This is a genomic window from Thermincola ferriacetica (assembly GCF_001263415.1).
In the GTDB taxonomy this organism is placed as follows: Bacteria; Bacillota; Thermincolia; order Thermincolales; family Thermincolaceae; genus Thermincola; species Thermincola ferriacetica.
The window spans coordinates 125,238-143,556 of record NZ_LGTE01000005.1; the positions used below are offsets into that span (position 1 = coordinate 125,238).

General features: G+C 45.3%; 19 protein-coding genes. 1 reads left to right on the forward strand and 18 read right to left on the reverse strand.

From position 1 onward, the window contains the following. Positions 1 to 7 precede the first annotated feature (7 nt). From Tfer_RS05410 to Tfer_RS05425, 4 genes are read right to left on the reverse strand one after another with little or no spacing between them, the layout of a single operon-like run. The gene (locus Tfer_RS05410) at positions 8 to 772 is read right to left on the reverse strand and encodes an ABC transporter ATP-binding protein (RefSeq protein ID WP_052217211.1); all 765 of its coding nucleotides are present in this window, start codon (positions 770 to 772) and stop codon (positions 8 to 10) included. Positions 773 to 826: 54 nt separating this feature from the next. Then, entirely contained in the window at positions 827 to 1,855 is a 1,029-nt protein-coding gene (locus Tfer_RS05415) for an HlyD family secretion protein (protein WP_052217212.1), read from the reverse strand. Between the two features lie 39 nt (positions 1,856 to 1,894). Next, on the reverse strand, positions 1,895 to 2,647 hold the full coding sequence (locus Tfer_RS05420) for an ABC transporter permease (protein ID WP_052217213.1): 753 nt from the start codon (positions 2,645 to 2,647) through the stop codon (positions 1,895 to 1,897). 2 nt (positions 2,648 to 2,649) lie between these two features. Then, a complete protein-coding gene (locus Tfer_RS05425; protein WP_013120804.1) occupies positions 2,650 to 3,630 on the reverse strand; it encodes a daunorubicin resistance protein DrrA family ABC transporter ATP-binding protein in 981 nt (326 codons plus the stop codon). Positions 3,631 to 3,744: 114 nt separating this feature from the next. Between Tfer_RS05425 and Tfer_RS05430 the strand changes: the two genes are divergently transcribed. After that, a complete protein-coding gene (locus Tfer_RS05430) occupies positions 3,745 to 4,143 on the forward strand; it encodes a TIGR04086 family membrane protein (protein WP_052217214.1) in 399 nt (132 codons plus the stop codon). Between the two features lie 116 nt (positions 4,144 to 4,259). Here Tfer_RS05430 and Tfer_RS05435 read toward each other — a convergent pair whose 3' ends face one another. The 14 genes from Tfer_RS05435 to Tfer_RS05495 form a co-directional block, all read right to left on the reverse strand. Further along, positions 4,260 to 5,324 carry a two-component system sensor histidine kinase NtrB gene (locus tag Tfer_RS05435; RefSeq protein ID WP_052217215.1) on the reverse strand — a complete coding sequence of 355 codons (1,065 nt, stop codon included), beginning with the start codon at positions 5,322 to 5,324 and terminating at the stop codon, positions 4,260 to 4,262. Between the two features lie 115 nt (positions 5,325 to 5,439). Beyond that, positions 5,440 to 5,577, reverse strand: a complete 138-nt coding sequence (locus Tfer_RS16515; protein WP_160315529.1) for a hypothetical protein — start codon at positions 5,575 to 5,577, stop codon at positions 5,440 to 5,442. Positions 5,578 to 5,739: 162 nt separating this feature from the next. Then, the gene (locus Tfer_RS05440; RefSeq protein ID WP_013120808.1) at positions 5,740 to 6,600 is read right to left on the reverse strand and encodes an FAD/NAD(P)-binding protein; all 861 of its coding nucleotides are present in this window, start codon (positions 6,598 to 6,600) and stop codon (positions 5,740 to 5,742) included. 1 nt (position 6,601) lies between these two features. Further along, positions 6,602 to 7,624 carry a 4Fe-4S dicluster domain-containing protein gene (locus tag Tfer_RS05445; RefSeq protein WP_052217216.1) on the reverse strand — a complete coding sequence of 341 codons (1,023 nt, stop codon included), beginning with the start codon at positions 7,622 to 7,624 and terminating at the stop codon, positions 6,602 to 6,604. Positions 7,625 to 7,642: 18 nt separating this feature from the next. Then, entirely contained in the window at positions 7,643 to 8,605 is a 963-nt protein-coding gene (locus tag Tfer_RS05450) for a Coenzyme F420 hydrogenase/dehydrogenase, beta subunit C-terminal domain (protein WP_052217217.1), read from the reverse strand. 17 nt (positions 8,606 to 8,622) lie between these two features. Next, positions 8,623 to 9,072 (reverse strand): hydrogenase iron-sulfur subunit, encoded by a 450-nt coding sequence (locus Tfer_RS05455; protein ID WP_013120809.1) that lies wholly within the window; start codon positions 9,070 to 9,072, stop codon positions 8,623 to 8,625. Then, on the reverse strand, positions 9,063 to 11,045 hold the full coding sequence (locus tag Tfer_RS05460; protein ID WP_013120810.1) for a CoB--CoM heterodisulfide reductase iron-sulfur subunit A family protein: 1,983 nt from the start codon (positions 11,043 to 11,045) through the stop codon (positions 9,063 to 9,065). Before Tfer_RS05460 ends, Tfer_RS05455 begins: the two co-directional genes overlap by 10 nt. A 53-nt stretch (positions 11,046 to 11,098) precedes the next feature. Next, positions 11,099 to 11,959, reverse strand: coding sequence for a CoB--CoM heterodisulfide reductase iron-sulfur subunit B family protein (locus Tfer_RS05465; RefSeq protein WP_013120811.1), 861 nt, complete (start codon positions 11,957 to 11,959; stop codon positions 11,099 to 11,101). After that, a complete protein-coding gene (locus Tfer_RS05470; RefSeq protein ID WP_052217218.1) occupies positions 11,959 to 12,540 on the reverse strand; it encodes a 4Fe-4S dicluster domain-containing protein in 582 nt (193 codons plus the stop codon). Before Tfer_RS05470 ends, Tfer_RS05465 begins: the two co-directional genes overlap by 1 nt. 472 nt (positions 12,541 to 13,012) lie before the next feature. After that, on the reverse strand, positions 13,013 to 13,330 hold the full coding sequence (locus tag Tfer_RS05475; protein WP_052217219.1) for a hypothetical protein: 318 nt from the start codon (positions 13,328 to 13,330) through the stop codon (positions 13,013 to 13,015). A gap of 47 nt (positions 13,331 to 13,377) precedes the next feature. After that, positions 13,378 to 13,890 (reverse strand): CDP-diacylglycerol--serine O-phosphatidyltransferase, encoded by a 513-nt coding sequence (gene pssA / locus Tfer_RS05480; protein WP_052217220.1) that lies wholly within the window; start codon positions 13,888 to 13,890, stop codon positions 13,378 to 13,380. Beyond that, positions 13,880 to 14,524, reverse strand: a complete 645-nt coding sequence (locus Tfer_RS05485; RefSeq protein ID WP_052217221.1) for a phosphatidylserine decarboxylase family protein — start codon at positions 14,522 to 14,524, stop codon at positions 13,880 to 13,882. Before Tfer_RS05485 ends, pssA begins: the two co-directional genes overlap by 11 nt. Before the next feature lie 102 nt (positions 14,525 to 14,626). Then, positions 14,627 to 17,611 (reverse strand): helicase C-terminal domain-containing protein, encoded by a 2,985-nt coding sequence (locus Tfer_RS05490; protein WP_052217222.1) that lies wholly within the window; start codon positions 17,609 to 17,611, stop codon positions 14,627 to 14,629. Between the two features lie 261 nt (positions 17,612 to 17,872). After that, entirely contained in the window at positions 17,873 to 18,271 is a 399-nt protein-coding gene (locus Tfer_RS05495; protein WP_052217223.1) for a secondary thiamine-phosphate synthase enzyme YjbQ, read from the reverse strand. Between the last annotated feature and the right edge of the window lie 48 nt (positions 18,272 to 18,319).

An 18,319-nucleotide genomic window follows, 5' to 3' on the forward strand; every position in this document is an offset into this window, starting at 1 on the left:
AAAATTATCATCCTTCCCGCCGGAACCTTTTCTGTACGGCTTCCAATTCTTCTTTACCCACAAACGAGATAAACACACCTTCCAGGCTTTCTTGTCCAAATTTCTGTTTTAGTTCTTCAGGCGTGCCAAATGCTACCAGATTGCCAAAATGGATTAATCCAACAGTATCGCATAACTCCGCTTCATCCATATAATGGGTAGTTACAAGAATGGTCATTCCTTTACCGGCCAGGTCCTTGATAATTTCCCAGAAAATCCGCCGGGAAACGGGGTCCACACCGGCTGTAGGCTCATCAAGAAACAAAAGAGACGGGCTATGCAGCAGGGCGCATCCAAGGGCCAGTCTCTGCTTCCATCCCCCTGACAAATTACCGGCTAAATGTTTTTCCCGACCGTGCAAGTTGGCTAATTCGATAATTTCCTTTTTCCTTTTTTCTGCCGTTGCCCCGGAAAGTCCGTATATCCCGGCATAAAATGCGATGTTTTCTTCTACGGTCAGGTCTTCGTAAAGACTGAACTTTTGGGACATATAGCCGATATTCTGTTTAATCTGTTCCGCTTCCCGCACAATATCAAACCCCAATACCCGGCCCTCCCCTGACGAAGGGGTAAGAATGCCGCACAACATGCGGATAGTGGTTGATTTACCGGAGCCGTTGGCGCCCAGAAAACCAAAAATCTGTCCCCGCTGGACCTGAAAAGAAATATTATTTACTGCCGTTAAAGAGCCGAATTTTTTGGTCAGGTTAATGACTTCAATTGCCTTCTCCATCTTACCAACCCCAATCCAAACATGGGCCTTTTTCGTTACGGTTATGGCTGACGCCTACAATTTTATTGTTATATCTGCGGGTAGGCCCGGTTTAAACTTCTCAATTCCTTCTTTAATTTGAATTTTTACGGCAAAGACTGTCTTGACCCGTTCCTCCTTAGTCTGCAGATTTTTGGGCGTGAACTCGGCCTCCGGTGAGATATAGGAGACTTCCCCAGCAAAACTCTGATCAGGATAGGCATCTATGGAAATCAGCGCTTTCTGGCCTAATTTAATTTTTGGTATATCCTTTTCAGGAATATAAACCTGCACCCATAAATTCTCCGGTTGAAGCAATGTAACCACGCTAGCCCCAACAGCGGCAAATTCCCCTTCTTTGAAATTCACGCTGCTTACCACCCCGTCCACCGGAGACGTAATAATTGTCTTCAACTGCTGCACCTTGGCCATTTCCAACGCAGCCTGGGCCTGAGCCACCCCTGCATCGGCCATGTTAATTGTTTCCGCCGTAGCGCCGTTGCGCAGCAAGGATAACTGCTGCCTGGCGGCATTCATTTGCGAAACATAAGCCTCAAGCTGGGCTTTTACATTCTGCAGTTGCGCTTCAGCGTTATCAAGCTGCTGCTCAGTGGCCGCCCCGGCTTTATACAGGGCCTTGATTCTCTGGTAATTTGCCTCGGCATTCCGAACCATAGTTTTAGCTCCGTTCACAAGGGCCGCCACCTGCTGCACATTGGCCTCCGCCTGTTTAATAAGTTCATCCCTGCTGCCGCTTTTTGTCTCCCGCGCCTTAGCTTTAGCGGCCGCAACAAGGGCTTCGTTTTGCTTAACCTGCAAATCATAAACAGAAGTATCTAATTTGGCCAAAATATCGCCTACTTTTACTTTTTGGCCTTCTTCCACTTTTATTTCCTTCAGTTTGCCAGGCACCTCGGCCGCCAGGTCTATTTCGGAAGCTTCTACTGTGCCGGAAGCAAAAATCTCCTTGTCCCCTGTCTTTCCCGCACCGCTCACTTTATAAAGGGCGCCTAAACTGATAAAAAGGACAATAATTAAAATAATAACAAGCGGTTTCCTAGGCATGACCCATTTCCCCTTTCTTTGCCCGCGGGCAATCTTACCCTATCCTTCTTTATTAAACAAAAATACAGCTATGAATATTGCTAACATGCAGAAAACGGCCAAAACAACTATATCCTGGCCTATACCCATCTCATTGGCCCCTATCAGCACCCCTTTAAGAGCATCCACACCGTAAGCCATGGGGTCAATGCGGGCCATCAATTTCATCCACAATGGCAGGTTGTGGATTGGAAACATGGCCCCGCTCAAGAAAAACATTGGCATAATCAAAAAGTTCATGACCAATTGAAAACTATGAAAGGATTGCATTTTAGCCGCAATTACAATGCCACCGGATGTGACGGTGAAAGAAATGAAAAGCAGCAGTAAAATTGTTTTTATAATCACTGGCGCCTGTAAGTTTACCCCTATCAGGGGAGCAAAGAGAAGTACCATTACCCCCTGCAAGGTAGCTGTAGTACTGCCGGCCAGGGCTTTTCCAATTACCACAGCAGTCCTTGGCACAGGAGCCACCAGCACTTCCTTCAAAAACCCAAACTCCCGGTCCCAGACGATTGATATTGCTGAAAAAGAGGCAGAGAATAATACCGTCATGGCTATGACTCCGGGAAACATGAACTGTACATAGTCCACATTCATAGGCCCCCGAAAAGTAGACCCTATCCCCTTGCCCATAATAAACAGCCATACAGCGGGCTGGACCAGCGAAGTAACAATGCGGGCCTTTTCACGCCAAAACTTTATTATCTCTCTCTGCCAGATAACATAAATGGCCCTCAGGGCATCACTCATATTTATCTCCTCCTGGCCCTTCTTTTCTGAATCATTATTTCCCTGCCGGAGGTCAGATTTTCATCTCTGATATTTCGCCCCGTGAGATTCAGGAAAACATCGTTCAGGGTAGGTTTATGTACCAGGACAGAAATAATGTTTCCCTGTAAAACCGCGCCAATTTTATATAACGCCTTTTCCCCTTCACTGATACCTAAAATAATTCTATCCCGGTCCAAAATTACCTTGTCTCCGAATTGCTCTTTCAATAATATAAAGGCGGCCTCGTTATCTATTGCCTTTATTTCAAGAAACTCTGACCCAAATTCACGTTTCAGCTTTTCCGGAGTGCCTTCGGCCACAATTTCACCGTTATCAATCACCGCAATTTGACTGCAGTTTTCGGCTTCTTCCATATAATGGGTAGTTAAAAAAATGGTGATGTTTTCTCTTTTTTGCAGCAGGCCGATATAATCCCAAATATGAGCCCTGGTCTGCGGGTCCAGGCCGATAGTAGGTTCATCCAAAAACAGCACCTTGGGATAGTGCAAGAGACCCCTGGCAATCTCCAATCGCCGCTTCATGCCCCCGGAAAAGGTCTTCACTATGCTATCTTTTCTGTCATAGAGCTCCACCAGGTCCAAAACTTGTTTAATCCGCTCCCGGATAACACTTCTGGGAACGCCGAATAGTACGGCATGAAAAAAAAGGTTTTCCGTGGCCGTAAGGTTTTCATCGAGACTGGGGTCCTGAAAGACAATACCGATTGACCTGCGGACAGCCTTTGGATTTGCCACAACATCGCAGCCATTAAGTATTACCCTGCCCCGGGTAGGTTTCAATAGGGTGCATAAGATCTTGATAGTAGTAGATTTCCCGGCGCCGTTGGGACCAAGAAAACCGAAAGTTATCCCCTCAGGCACATGAAAGGAGACGTTTTTTACCGCTTCCACGTGACCAAAACTTTTCGATAAATTTTCTACCTCAACGATATTTTTCGGCAAGTGTTATCACCACTTTTCTGTAGTTAAAAGAATTAACAATTATTCCACTTCTTTATGACATATTTGCCGTCATTTTTAAATAGTAATTTTTAAAAAGCACAAGGAGGTGACACTTTGTTGACAAAATTTTCATCCCCACCTGTATCAAGGCCCTTCAATTTTAACTCAACTCTTTTAGGTACTGCTCTAGCTTTTATAGTAGCTGTTTTGTTGATAGTTGTCAGCGGTACAATATTATATTTTTCCCCGGCAACGGACAAATGGATTCCTGCATCGGGCCTGTTAATATTCTTCCTGAGTGTTTTTTCCGGCAGCTTCTTTGCAGCCAAAAAGGCCGGGACTAAAGGTTTGTTCCACGGTTTAGGCGTAGGTGTCCTGTTTTTTGTTCTTTCCCTGATAATTGGGCTGTTTCTGGGAGCAGAAATTATGGGCCTGGCCGTAGGCAAAAAACTTATTACAGCCCTTTTGGCAGGAAGTTTGGGCGGCATTTGGGGAGTAGGGGATAAAAGCTGATGGCTCTTATTAACACCAAATGCTTGCTCCCGTTTTTCACTAGCGCTTAAAAACCTTAGTTTTTCAAAACTAAGGTTTTTGTCTTTATATGTATACCACTGCTACTCATTTCACAGCTATGTAAGGGGCAGAATAACCCTGAAGGTTGTACCTTTACCTACCTCACTCCGTACTTCAATCTTCCCTTCGTGGTTTTGTACTATCTTGTAAGATACGGTCAACCCCAATCCGGTACCGTCAGCCCTGGTTGTAAAAAAGGGGTCAAAGATTTTCTCCAGTGTGAAGGGGTCAATTCCCTGCCCTGTATCAGAAATAATAACATGTACTTTGTTCTGGACAGCCTCATATTCTGTCTCTATAGAGAGCAGTCCCCCGTTGGGCATGGCATAAATTCCGTTTTTGCATATATTTAATAAAACCTGCTTAATTTGTTCCCGGTCTATTGCGACCAAAGGTAGCCCCTTGGCATAATTCGTTTGTATCTCAACCCCGTAATGGCCCGCTTCAACCTGTAACAAGCAAACTACCTCTTCTATCAGTTTGTCCATAGCTGTGCCCTTTTTTATTGGCAGTACAGGTTTAGCCAGTAGCAAAAACTGTTTGACTATGGCGTTAGCCCTGTCGATCTCTTTTTGCATTATTTCCAGGTATGCCTTTTTAGGATCTTCCGGGCCAGTATTTTGGGCAAATAATTGTAAAAAACCCTGCACAGAAGTGAGTGGGTTTCTTACTTCGTGGGCTATACCGGCAGCCAACTCTCCGATAGCAGAAAACTTTTCCGTCTGATACATCTGTTCCTCCAACTGCTTTTGCGGTGTAATGTCCCGTAAACTCAAACAAGCTCCAATGACCTGACCTTCGGAGTTTTTCACCAGATCAGTGTAAGCCATAACGTTAATAGGACCGGAAGCGGACTCAATCACAGCCTCCACATGTTCATAAACGGACCCGCTGTGCAGAGTGCTGAGAAGTAAACTGTCCGTATTACCAGTCATATTCTGCAGAACGGAAAAAGGCCGGTAAAGTACCTCCCGCGCAGAAACACCAAATATATTCTCCGCGGCCTCATTAAATATGACCAGGTCTTCATCATTATTGATAGCTACAATTCCAGTACTCGAACATTCAATGGTATAATAATAAAAATCCTTAATGTTAAAACCATCCCGTTTTGATGGCATGGTTAAAGGCCCCCCACCAAAAAAACTCGTCTACAACATTTTCTCCTTTTTTCTACATTCTCCTTCCTATGCTTGGCAATTTTATTAAACTCCCTTTAAATAGGCCGCTGGTCACTTACCATCTTTGCAAGAAAAAATTAATTAATAAAGTGGCCACACCACCGATAATAAAGGCAAATCCCAAATAAAGACGAAATGATCTGGCAGTATATTTTCTTTCCGGACGTTTCTTGGTTTTGGCTAAACCACCCATATAGTCACCCCTGCTCAAATGTTTACTAAACAATATTCCGTTTGGTGACGTATATGAGTAGAAATGTGAAACAATCATTTTACCTCAAAGCATAAGTTTCTAAATACTAAGAAATAGGGCTGTTCTAAAATTTACTGTTAGAACAGCCCCGTGTTTTTCTTTTTAATATTCAGGTGGCAACTTCTGAATCTGGGCCGCGTTAAATACCGGTCCGTCAACGCAGATATACTTCTCGCCAATGTTGCAACGTCCGCATTTACCTACGCCGCATCTCATGTTCATTTCCAGGGTAGTGATGATTTCCTCAGGTTTAAAGCCCATCTTTTTGAAGTTCTCAAGCTGCAGCTTAATCATTATCGGCGGTCCACAGGTCACGGGAACGGTATTCTCAACAGAAGGACAGATTTCCTGCAGCCAGTCCAGGGTGATAAATCCAACCCGCCCGTCCCACTTGGGGTCTTCCCTGTCTAAAGTTACATGCACGTGGGTGTCTTTAATCTTAGGCCACCGGTCAAAAAGGTCATACTTAAAGCACAACATATCATAACACCTGGCGCCATAGACTATGTCCACCCGTCCGTAATCATCACGGTTATCCAGTACGTAATCTATGAGGGAACGGAGGGGTGCCAAACCAACACCACCGGCGACGAAGAGGCAGTTCTTACCTTTCATCTCTTCGAAGGGGAAGTGGTTCCCGTACGGACCACGAATGGCCATTTTGTCACCCACTTCCAATTCGTGGATAACGGAGGTCAAGCGCCCAACCTTCGCAATAGTAAATTCCAACATGCCTTTCCTGGTTGGCGAAGAGGTAATGGAAATCATACCTTCGCCCACACCAAGGATGGATAGCATAGCGCACTGGCCGGGTTTATTTCCAAAGTTTTCCAAAATCCCCGGTTCATCAAAAGTAACCTGAAATGTTTTGATGGTAGGAGTTTCCTCAATTATTTTGTTAACAGTAGCAATATAAGGCAATAAAGGACTGGCTACTTCTCTGGTATTGCAATTGCAGGACATCTTAGCCAACCTCCTTTACTTTGGTAATGATTTGCGCAATGTCGAGGTTGACAGGGCACTTTTCGAGGCATCTGCCGCATCCGACGCAGCCAAAATCACCGTATCTGTCAACAAAGTAACGCAATTTATGCAGGAATCGCTGCCTGATTCTTTCCTTCTTGCTCGGGCGGGGCTGGTGTCCACCGGCAGCCCGGGTAAAGTTAGAGAACTGGCAGGAGTCCCAACAACGGTACCGGTAACCCTCGGCGCTCTGGTCATTGTAATCAACAATGTCGAAGCAGTGGCAGGTCGGGCAAACATAGGTGCAAGTACCACATCCTATGCAGCGCAGAGACTCGTTATCCCAAATGGGATGCTCCCACATGTTGTCTAGTTTCTCCTTAACACCTTCCAGGCTGATCTGCATCTGCTTGGCCTTGGCCATTTCTGTAGCCTTGGCTTTAGCTCCTGCTCCACTGCCATCGTCATCAGCAAAAAATTCCTTGGCAGAGTTAACCAGTTTCTCGCCTTTCTCCGTTAAAACTTCCACCAGGTATTTATCGCCCAGGTCGGTAAAGAGCAGGTCAGCTCCCTCCGCTGTATCGGGGGATATACCAAAGGCGCCGCAGAAGCAGGTATGGCGGCAGTCATTGCAGCTCAATGCCACAATGGTTGTTTTGTTCCTTTTATCCAGGTAGTAATTGTCACGAAACTCAGCATCAAAAACTTTGTCTAACAACAGGATGCTTTTTACATCACAGGGCCTGGCCCCAAACAGCACCCTTTCGGGAACCCCTTCTACCTCCCTGATGTCCCATGTTGGGTCATTGATATTATAAGTGAACATCTTTTCGCTTTGGGGGAAGAAGAAATCTTTCGGCGGAATAACGCCGTTCTGGTAATCCAATACCACTGCCTCTGCCGAGCTCACCGGTCTGAAGGTGGTTATACTGTCACTTTTGATAGGAGCGATGAGCTGGCTACTTTGGGCTACTTTGTTTAACAGGTTTTTGATCTGGTCTTTCTGAACAATCTTATTCGCCATGGTTCTCACCTCTCCACTCTACATAAATTCTTCCGGATCTTCGAGGCGGTACTGTCCCAGATAGGAGCCACCTTCCTCAGTAGAACCGGGAGTTGGCATATTGAACAATTCTTTGCAGTCTTTCAGCAGTTTTTTGTTCAGCAGGCTGATGGGAATGTCCATAGGACATACCCGGTCGCATTCGCCGCAGTCCACACACCGACCTGCTAAATGGAATGCCCTGGTCAAATGGAAGGCTTCATTTTCTTCCACATTAACTTCCTTACCAATCCAGTCTGGTTTGATGGCATCAAAGATACATTCGCGGCAACTGCAGCCCGGGCAAATGTTCCGGCAGGCATAGCACCTGATGCAACGGTCAAATTGCCTCAGCCAGAATTTTGCCTTCTCTTCCGGGCTCATAGCTTCTATTTTCTTGATTTCCTCATAGTTGTCCTGCACATCGGCAACATTAACCTTATCGCCAAGCATGTGGTCAGCAACAACAGGGTTATGGGATTCGCAGAACTTACATTTATCTAAAATGAAGTCTGCCTTTTTCGCGGTAAAGTCACCTTTCGTTGTTTTGATGGCAATTTCGTCGCCCTTGTCTTCAAAATCTATCAACTGACCGGATACATCGAATTTTTCGGCCAGTTTGGCATAAGAGAGCTGACCGCTGCAGGGCGCTCCCAGCACAACAATTTTATCTCTCGGAATGATATTATCTTGAGTAAGCCTGTAAATACCCCTGGAATCACATCCCTTAACAACAACGGCAATTTTGCCGGGGCGCTGTTTCATATCAATCAGGTACTTGGTTAATCCATTTACAGAAAATGGATTAAAAACTAATTTGTCCACATCATCGGGGGAAGTTATGAAGACCGGCTGGGTTCTGACTGCCTCAGAACCGAGGCCGTAACCTATTACTACTTCCACCTCTTTATCCTGTAGTAACTTAGCGGCCGTTTTTCTAAGATTTTCCGTAATCTTCTTCATCAGGCATCCCTCGTTTTCTATTTAGACTCTTTAAATTTCTTGAATCTCAGATTAGGACCCAGGGCCTTGATAGTCTCGGTCATTTCCTTGGTATTATCGGCCCATTTCTGTCCTTCCGATCCTGAAATCCAGCGGGCTTTGAAACGGCCGGGTTCATAGCCCACGTATTCCAGGAGACGTTTCATAACCAGGAACCTTCTCCTGGTGAAGTAGTTGCCACTAACATAGTGGCAGTCACCAGGGTGTCAGCCACCCACCAGCACACCGTCAATGCCTTTCTGGAAAGCCCTGACGATAAAGTGAGGATTAACCCTGCCCGAACAAGGGACTCTGATTACCCTCATTGTGGATGGATGCTGAAAACGGCTGACGCCGCACACGTCAGCGCCTGCGTAACTACACCAGTTGCAGGCAAAGCCTATGATTTTTGGCTGCCAGTTGGAAAGATCCCGTTCTTTTACAGACATGCAGCATCCACCTCCGCCATCATTTGTAAATTAGTGAAGCCTTTAAGGTTAATGGAACCGGAACGGCACTCAGCGGTACAGGTACCACAGCCCTGGCAAAGAACTGAGTTCACCGATGCGACAACACGTTCTTCTTCCTTGCCATGGTTCCAAACTTTAATGGTTTTAGCATCAATAGCCTTATATGGGCAAAGCGGTTTACACAATAAACAGCCCACACAGGTATCTTCATTAACAAAAGCAATCTGTGGGTTGGTAGCCAACTTATCCTTGGAGAACAGGGCTGCAACCTTTGCTGCCGCAGCGCTGGCCTGGCCAACGGTATCAGGAATATCTTTCGGGCCCTGGCAGCATCCGGTCAGGAATACGCCGGCTGTGGTAGTTTCCACCGGTGCAAGCTTCGGGTGAGCCTCGGTGTACCAGCCGTCCTTGTCGTAGGAAAAGCCGACAATCTGGGCCAACTGAGTAGCATTGGCCTGGGGTACCATGGCTGTCTCCAGCACAACCAGGTCAGCTTCCACCTGAACGGACTTGCCAACCAAAGTATCTTCCCCGCAGACAATAACCTTTTTGCCATCCTGGTAAATCTTCGATACCTGGCCACGGATATACTTGGCACCATGTTGTCTTGTTCTCATATAAAATTCATCATACATCTTTCCAGGTGTACGTACATCCATGTAAAAGACGTAGACATCGGAATCCTTGATTTTTTCAAGAACCTGGGTAGCATGCTTGGCAGTATACATACAGCATGCCCTTGAACAATAGGACTTACCTTTCAGTTCATCCCTGGAACCTACACACTTGATAAACACAACAGTCTTCGGAATTTCATGGTCAGAGGGCCGCTTAATCTTGCCGCCGGTCGGGCCGGAAGCATTCACGAGGCGTTCAAAATGCAATCCGGTGATTACATCGGGAATTGTCCCTCCACCATATTCCCCGTAATACTGCGCCCAATCGATCATATCAAAACCGGTGGCTACTACAATAGCACCAAATTTTTCTGTTACCACTTCATCCTGGTCTTCGTAGTTGATTGCGCCGGCAGGGCACACTTTTGCACAAACGCCACACTTGCCCTCAGTAAGCTTACGGCAGCTTTCCTTGTCAATAACAGGTTTATTGGGAACAGCCTGCTCAAAAGGTTTGTAAATAGCAGTTCTTGTTCCAAGTCCCAAGTTGAACTCACTGGGCACCTTTTTGGGACACTTGGTTTCACATAAGCCACAGCCGGTACACTTGGTATAATCGACGAATTTGGCCTTTTTCCTGATGGTCACGTCAAAGTTACCAACGTAGCCCTCTACTTTCTCAACTTCAGAGTAAGTCATAAGAGTAATGTTGGGATGCTGCGCCGCAGCACCCATCTTAGGCGTGAGTATTCAGGCGCCGCAATCCAGGGTGGGGAAGGTTTTGTCTAACTGAGCCATCTTCCCACCGATTGTCGGCAGTTTTTCAACCAAAACTACCTCATAGCCTGTATCTGCTATATCAAGAGCCGCCTGGATACCGGCAATACCTCCGCCAATAACCAGGGCTCTCTTCGTTATTGGCACATATTCTTCGAAGAGGGGTTCCAGTTTGGCAGCCTTGGCAACGGCCTTCCGTACCAGTTCAATTGCTTTTTCAGTGGCTCTTTCGGGCTCAGAAGCATGAACCCAGGAGCAGTGCTCCCTTAAGTTAGCCATTTCAACCAAGTAAGGGTTCAGGCCGGCACGCTGAATAGCTTTTTGGAATGTCCCCAGGTGCATCCTTGGTGAACAAGAAGCAACTACAACCCGCTCGAGATTGTGTTCTTTGATAGCCTCAACTATGGCCTTTTGGCCGGGTTCAGAGCAGGTGTACTTGTTTTCTTGCACAAAGACGACGCCCGGGAAGGTGCGGGCTACTTCGGCAACTTTGGGTATATCAACCACACCGCCGATGTTGGAGCCGCACCAGCAAAGAAAAACGCCAATCCTTCTCATAAGCATCGCTCCCCGTTTTCTTTTTGTATTTTTGCAAAATCTTAAAAGATTTTTTAACCGATCTTAGCAAGAGCTGCTTGGTAAGCAGTATAATTCTTATTCATACCAAGGTCCTGGTCGGAGAATCCCATGGCGTAGCCCATCAACTGGGAAATATACGCAACAGGCATGTTGAAATTGGTGCCCAGCACCTTATTGATATGGGTTTGCTGCATATCAAGGTTTAATTGGCAAACAGGACAGGCGGTCACAATAATATCCGCCCCCGATTTAACTGCCATTTCCACCACTTTACCACTCATTTTATTAGTGGTCTCCAAATCAACAAATGACAAAGACGCTCCACAGCATTCTGTTTTAAACGGCCAATCTACCGGTTCCGCGCCCAAAGCCGCCACGATGTCATCCATAATATGTGGATTCTCAGCATCGTCCACATGAGCTACTTTAGGTGGCTTAACATAGTAACAACCGTAATAGGATGCAACTTTCAAACCCTTTAAAGGCTTCTTGACTTTCTCAGCAATTTTCTCCATGCCTTGATTGGCAAAGGCCTCGAAAACAGTCAGTACTTTGCTGGTACCTTTTAGCTCCGCCCCAATGGCTTTGTTTATTTTCTCTCTCATTTCGGGGCTGGTATTTATTTCATGGTTAACCCAGATTAAGCGCTGCCAGCATGCCGCACAAGGCGCCACAACATCAAGCCCTTCTTTTTCCGCCGGAACCAGGGTTTTCGCCGGAACAGCCAGGCCAAGAAGATGTCCAAAACTGTGGGCCGAACTCGCACCACAGCAAGCCCAGTCCGGAATTTCCCAAAGTTCAATATCGAGAGCCTTACAGACAGCCTTTACTGACATGTCAAAACCTTTAGCCGTTGAGTGGAGAGAACAGCCGGGATAATAGGCGTATTTCACTATTTTTCACCCTCCATTCTCTCGATGTTCTCCATTATTTCTTTGATTACGCCGCGGTTCTTCGTTTTGGGCGGGAAAAACGCAAGATTCCCTTTCAGGAGAGTTTGCGGCCCGAGGTCCACCAGGCTTAATCCATAGCCGGTTTTCAAAGTATACCCGACTATAAAGCTGAACTCATACATACGCCCCCATTTGGCAATATTGTCCATAAACATTTGATGGAAAATATTTGCCGTCTTAGCGTATTCGGTAATATTTTTCTTCTTGGACATAATTCGCAAAGCATCCATCACCCGTGCAATATCAATATCACGCGGGCACCGGGCTGTACATGTGGAACAGAGTACGCAAGTCCAGATGGTTTTGGTCCTTAAGACCTCGTCTTCCATCCCCAACTGCACCATCCTCATGACGCGGTTCGGTGAGACGTCAAATCCCTTGCACCGGTGTACCGCACAGCCGGCCGAACATTTGCCGCACTGGTAGCATTTGCGTACATCCTGACCACTCATCCTGTAAACCCGTTCAACGAAGTCACTGTGGTCTCTTTGCACCTGAGATAAATTTACAGTTTCACTCATCTCCCCTAACCCCTCTTTATAGAAATTTGTTAAGCAAATACATCCGTCTTCCGGCGATCCCCCCTTAAAAGGTTAAATTTTAATATTTATAAGTTTTTTCCATGTGAAATGATGTACATGGTTACCAATTGGGACATACTGTCCTTATATTTCTATTCTATATGGGCCGAATAATTCCTTTTTTATTTTCGATAATTTTGCGAATATTAAATAAAATTGTAAATAAAGCAAAAAAATCCGGTTTTAAACAAGAATTTACATGGTCTAATTTGCAATTTGAAGCAAAAAAATTAGAGGGAATTCCCTCTGTGAAATAAAGTCAGCTCTTAATTGAAAACCTTCATCAGAACCTTTCTCAGAAATTGCGGCAATCTTATAAAGTAAACTCGCAACTCTCTCACCCCTTTTCAGTACGTCTGGATATATAATATTACAGATACGTTTTCGGGGTGACTGTCCAAACTATATGGATTTAATTTTGCAGTTTAAATTGCAGCGAAAACTCTCCGTTCACCCAGTCCCCATCGTCCCACATTCTTTCCAGTTTAACGGTGCTGCGGCATCTATCCCAGAGTTCGCAATGACTGGGGGCTACTGTCAAATAACCGTAGTAACAAATCTCACAAGGATTGATTTTTAACCTCTCTCTAAGTCTCACTGTATCAAGTTCAAACAAACGGGCCAGTATTTCGTTACATTCCGCTTCGGCCGCTTCAAGTTCTTTCTGGACCCGAAGAAGTTCTTCCAGCAAGCCTCGGTATGTCTTTAAGTATTTCAAAGTCTTTCCCAACGAACCCACCTGGCTTCCGGTATTGTCAATATTTTGGTGCTTTGATGTTAATATTTCGGTACTTTGATGTTGCTCACCATGAGAAACGACAAAATTACCATCGCTACAGGATAAACCAACAGAGGCAGTTTATTGCTTAACAGAATCAATAAAGCCATTAAACTGCCTGCCGCCGTAATAGGCACTCCTACAAAATAGGTAGAGATGTTCAATACATTAAAACGGGCCAGGCGAATTGCCCCGCACAGCGAAAAAGCCAAAGCCAGCGCTAAACCCACAAAGCCATGCGGACCCAGTCCCTGTAATTTAGCGGCATAAACCATGATTGCCGGCGCAACACCAAAAGAAACCAAATCAGCCAGAGAATCCAATTCTTTCCCAAAAGGAGAAGCCGCATCCAATCTCCTGGCCAAACGCCCGTCCATAGCGTCAAGAACCATGGAAAACAAAACCATGATAGCAGCCAGTTGAAAATCCCCGGCCATGGTATAAACAAGGGACAAAACACCAAACAAAAGATTGGTTAACGTAAATAAGCAGGGGATGTACTTAGTATTCATTTTTTAACCTCCCAATAACAGTTATGCCGCCGACAACCTTTTGCCCCGGTTTAACTTTTATTTCCACATTTTCAGGTACAATCAATTCTGTGCAGGAACCAAATTTAATTAGTCCGAATAGATCCCCTTGAGCCACTTTATCGCCCGGTTTAACCCAGCAAACTATTCTTCTGGCAATAAATCCTGTAATCTGCGTAACCATTATTTTCAGACGGTCGTTTTCAATCCCCACAAAATTTTTTTCATTTATATCGGAAGCATGGCTTTTAAAAGCGGGTATAAATTTCCCCGGCCGGTAATTTATATATTTAATTTCACCTTCCATCGGACACCTGTTGAGGTGAACATTGAATATTGACAAAAATATACTTACCTTGATAGCCTTGTCACGCAAAAATTCTTTTTCTTCTATTTCTTCTATAGACATAACGGTTCCATCAGCCGGTGAGACAAGCACTTCCTTATCAGTAGGTATAATTCTTTTGGGATTCCTGAAGAAAAATGCAACAAACAAAAATAAAATTCCAGGTATAATGGCAAGCCAAGGGCGGAAAAGATATGTAGCTACCGTTACAACAGCCAGGATGGCCAGACAGGGGAACCCTTCTTTGGCTATAATATAAGGTTGGTTCATATATTTTGGCAACCTCCTGTAAAGTTGATTAAATCTATTCTATCATCATTTCTAAGCATTTAAAAGGGTATAAATCTGTACAAAATTTACATTGCCGTAATTCTACATCGTCTCTTTCTTTTTCAACCTTTGTTTGAGAAACTGATTAATTTCATTAAAGTCGTGAACATAATTAATTGCGTCAATATCAGGCCTTTCTCCCGCCATCCAGTCCCGAATTTTTTGCATTACCGCATAACGGTCGCCTTTAAAATGCCTTTTCACAGGCAAAGAACGCAAAAAGACTTTTCCATATTTCTTTTGTACAATTCTCTTGTCCAGGACAATAACAACACCGGTATCATTCTCTTTCCGAATCAGCCGACCAAAGCCCTGTTTGAACTTAATGACAGCCTGGGGAACCGAATAACTGTAAAACCCGTCCACATTATCTGACGCAAGCTTTTCAACCCGAGCCTGCAGAGTAGGTATGTTGGGCGGTGAAAAAGGCATTTTCACGATTACAACGCAGCTTAGCAAGTCTCCGGGTATATCAACTCCTTCCCAAAAACTACTGGCGCCCAAAAGAAGGCTCTTCCCATTCTTTTTAAATTCTTCAACAAGCCCCCTTCTTCCTCCATCAATGTTATGCCCCAGTACAGTAATCCCTTCCTTTTCCAGTAAAGGAACCAAAAGGTCATAAGTCTTCCGCAGTAGACGGTGCGAAGTAAACAAGCATAAGGTACGACCGTTAAGTATTCTGGCAATCTGCGCCAAAACCGGAGCTATGGCCCCGGCAAACTCCATATCCTCCACTTCCCCGGGACTTGGCAGATCATTGATCACGCACAGCAGCGCCTGTTTTTCATAATTGAAAGGAGCAGCCACATGCAATAATCTTAAGGACTCTTCCGAAGCCAGGTTGAGACCGATTTTTCCAAGAAAATGGGAAAAACTCCCATCCACGCTTAAAGTGGCGGAGGTTAATACCACGCTATTCTTTTCCCGGAAAAACTTTTCCCATAAAAGATTACCAATGTTAATGGGCGCAGCTTTCAAAATAACAGCATCGCTCTTAGTTTCATTAGTCTCGAGCCAGTATACGTAATTAGGTTCCGAACCGTTAAGAATGAACTTGATTTCCTTAACCTTATTTTTTAATGTCTCAGCCAGACATTTGGCTTCTCTTGCCAGGGCAGCCGTTTCCCTGGATTCTTCCTGCATTTCTTCCGAAAAGAAGACGGATAACACTTTGTCCAAATGGCCGCTTAACCGGTCTAACCTGAGGCTTAGATTTTCCCCGGTAATAAGTACGGACTGCCACAATTCATCCTGCAGGTGATAATCCTTAATCCGCACCACTCTTACGGTTTGTTCCGTTTCATCTTCCTCTGCGCCATAGCGGGAGGCGAAAATCCTGGCCCGTTCAGCGAAATCTTCCCCGGTCAACTCCACTTCTTTGCCGGTGGTAATAATACCCTCTAATAACTCCGTGGCTTTTCGCAATAAATCATTGTGCCCCTGTAGGATTTGACTTAAACAATCTTTCATACGGGCTATAAGTCCGAAGCGGCCCCCCCGCCGGTCCTTTTTCAAAATCCTCAACAACCTCTGTAATTCGGCGAAGGAAACCTCATATCCCAGGTAGTCAGTAGCGCTATCCTCAATATGGTGGGCTTCGTCAATAATAATATATTTATAATCGGGTAAAACGTTGTTTTCGCTTTTCATATCAGCGAAAACAAGTGAATGGTTGACAATCAGCAAATCAGCGGCTTCAGCCCGGCGTTTCGCTTGCATAACAAAGCAGCCCCGGTTAAACCACCGGCACTCTGTTCCCAGGCAGGCATCGGGGTCACCGCATACATCCCGCCAATATTCCTGTTCTTCCCCCTGCAAATTGATCTCGGTTTTGTCGCCTGTAGCAGTTTCATTCAGCCATATCAGAATCCTCAAATAGAAGTTTATTTCCCGGTCACCGGACCAATCCCTGTCTTTTATTCGCTGATCCCATTTGCGCAGGCAAAGGTAATTTGTCCGGCCTTTGACAAGGGCAGCATTTATTTTAGCCCCTATAACCCGCTCCAGGTTTGGTATGTCCTGGTTCCATAACTGCTCCTGTAAATTGATGGTATGGGTAGATACAACCACCTTGGCACCCGTTGATTTGTTCCAGTAGAGGGCCGGCAGGAGGTAAGCCAACGATTTTCCTGTGCCCGTACCGGCTTCAATAACCGCGTAAAGTCCCGATTTAAAACAATGTAAAATCTCTTTCAGCATTTGCACCTGCTGCGGCCGGTACTGATAGTTCGGCATCACCTTCCCCAGGCGTCCTTCCGGTCCAAAAAAGGCCGACAGGTCTTCTTCACTTAACCCTAACTCTTCCTGGGCATCGACTGGGGAATTTTCTGCAGAGTCCGCATTGGGAAAAAGTGAAGCGAATTCCTTTTTCCCTTCAAGCAAACCGGCCAGAAACGGATAAGAATACCCCTTTTTAGCCTGGCCGGCTCCTTGCAATGCCAAAGCAGAGATGATTTCGTAGTATGGCCAATCGCTTTTAGCGCCAATAATCTCTAACATCCTTAACAGGTTTTCCGTTCCCAGCCCACGTAAAACTTCGAGGGCAAGGCAAAAAACCTCTTTCGCGGCCAAGGCATCATGAAAGGCCCGATGAGGGCTTCCGTTCAACTGAATTTTCAATGCTTCAACCAGGTTTGCCAGTCGGTAACCGTGCGCTTTGGGCCAAACTAAACGAGCTAATGGCAAAGTGTCATAATATTTGGCTCTAATAAAAACGGGGTGGTAATGCTGCAGAAAATTCAGATCAAACCCGATGTTATGTCCTATAATGATGCTGTCATGAACAAATTCAGCCAGCATCCCGGTTACCTCAGCACAGGCCGGGGCATCAGCAACCATAGATTCGTTAATCCCTGTAAGCTGCTGGATTTTCAATGGTATTTTTTTTTCCGGCTTAACCAGCGACTGAAAGGTTTCCAGTACCCGCCCCTCAGCAAAACGCACAGCCGCCACTTCAATAATTTCCGAATCTGCCGGGTTTAAACCCGTCGTCTCTATGTCTACGGCCACAAAAGTATTTTTTGACATTAAACCACCCAATCAGCGGACTCGTTCTTCCCATCAATTTTATAACATTCCGCAGACAATTACCAGAAGAAACTAATGTTTTCCTCCCGGTTACTTCTCCATACTGCCGTTTAAGGGCTATTTTTTTCTGCTCAGGAGTATTTTATGGTATCCGGTGGAAAAATACATTACACTATAATCAGATAACTTGATCCCAATGCCTAATCTCCTCTCCCTATTTCAGAACTGTGCCTTTGCTAGTACAGTTCTTTTTTTGTCATGCTAAGAAGGGATTATTTTCACAAATACTTTTCTGTTTCTGGGGCCGTCAAATTCACAAAAGTATATGCCCTGCCAGGCGCCCAGTTGCAGGTCCCCGTTACGGATAATGACCATTTGGGAAAAACCCATCATGCTGGCTTTGATATGGGCAGCTGAATTGCCCTCCATATGCCGGTAACCATCGTTCCAGGGCACCATCTTATCCAATTCATATAATATATCCCTGGTTACGCTTGCATCAGCATTTTCATTAATGGTTATGCCGGCTGTCGTATGCGGCACATATATATAGCACACTCCTGATGTAATACCACTGCTTTGTACAATAGCACGGACGTCAGTGGTGATATCGAGCATCTGGTCCCTGGCCCCTGTCCTAATACTTAATTCTTCAAACATATTTTCCACCTCCATGTTTGCTTCTAACCTTACTATACCACTCCTGCA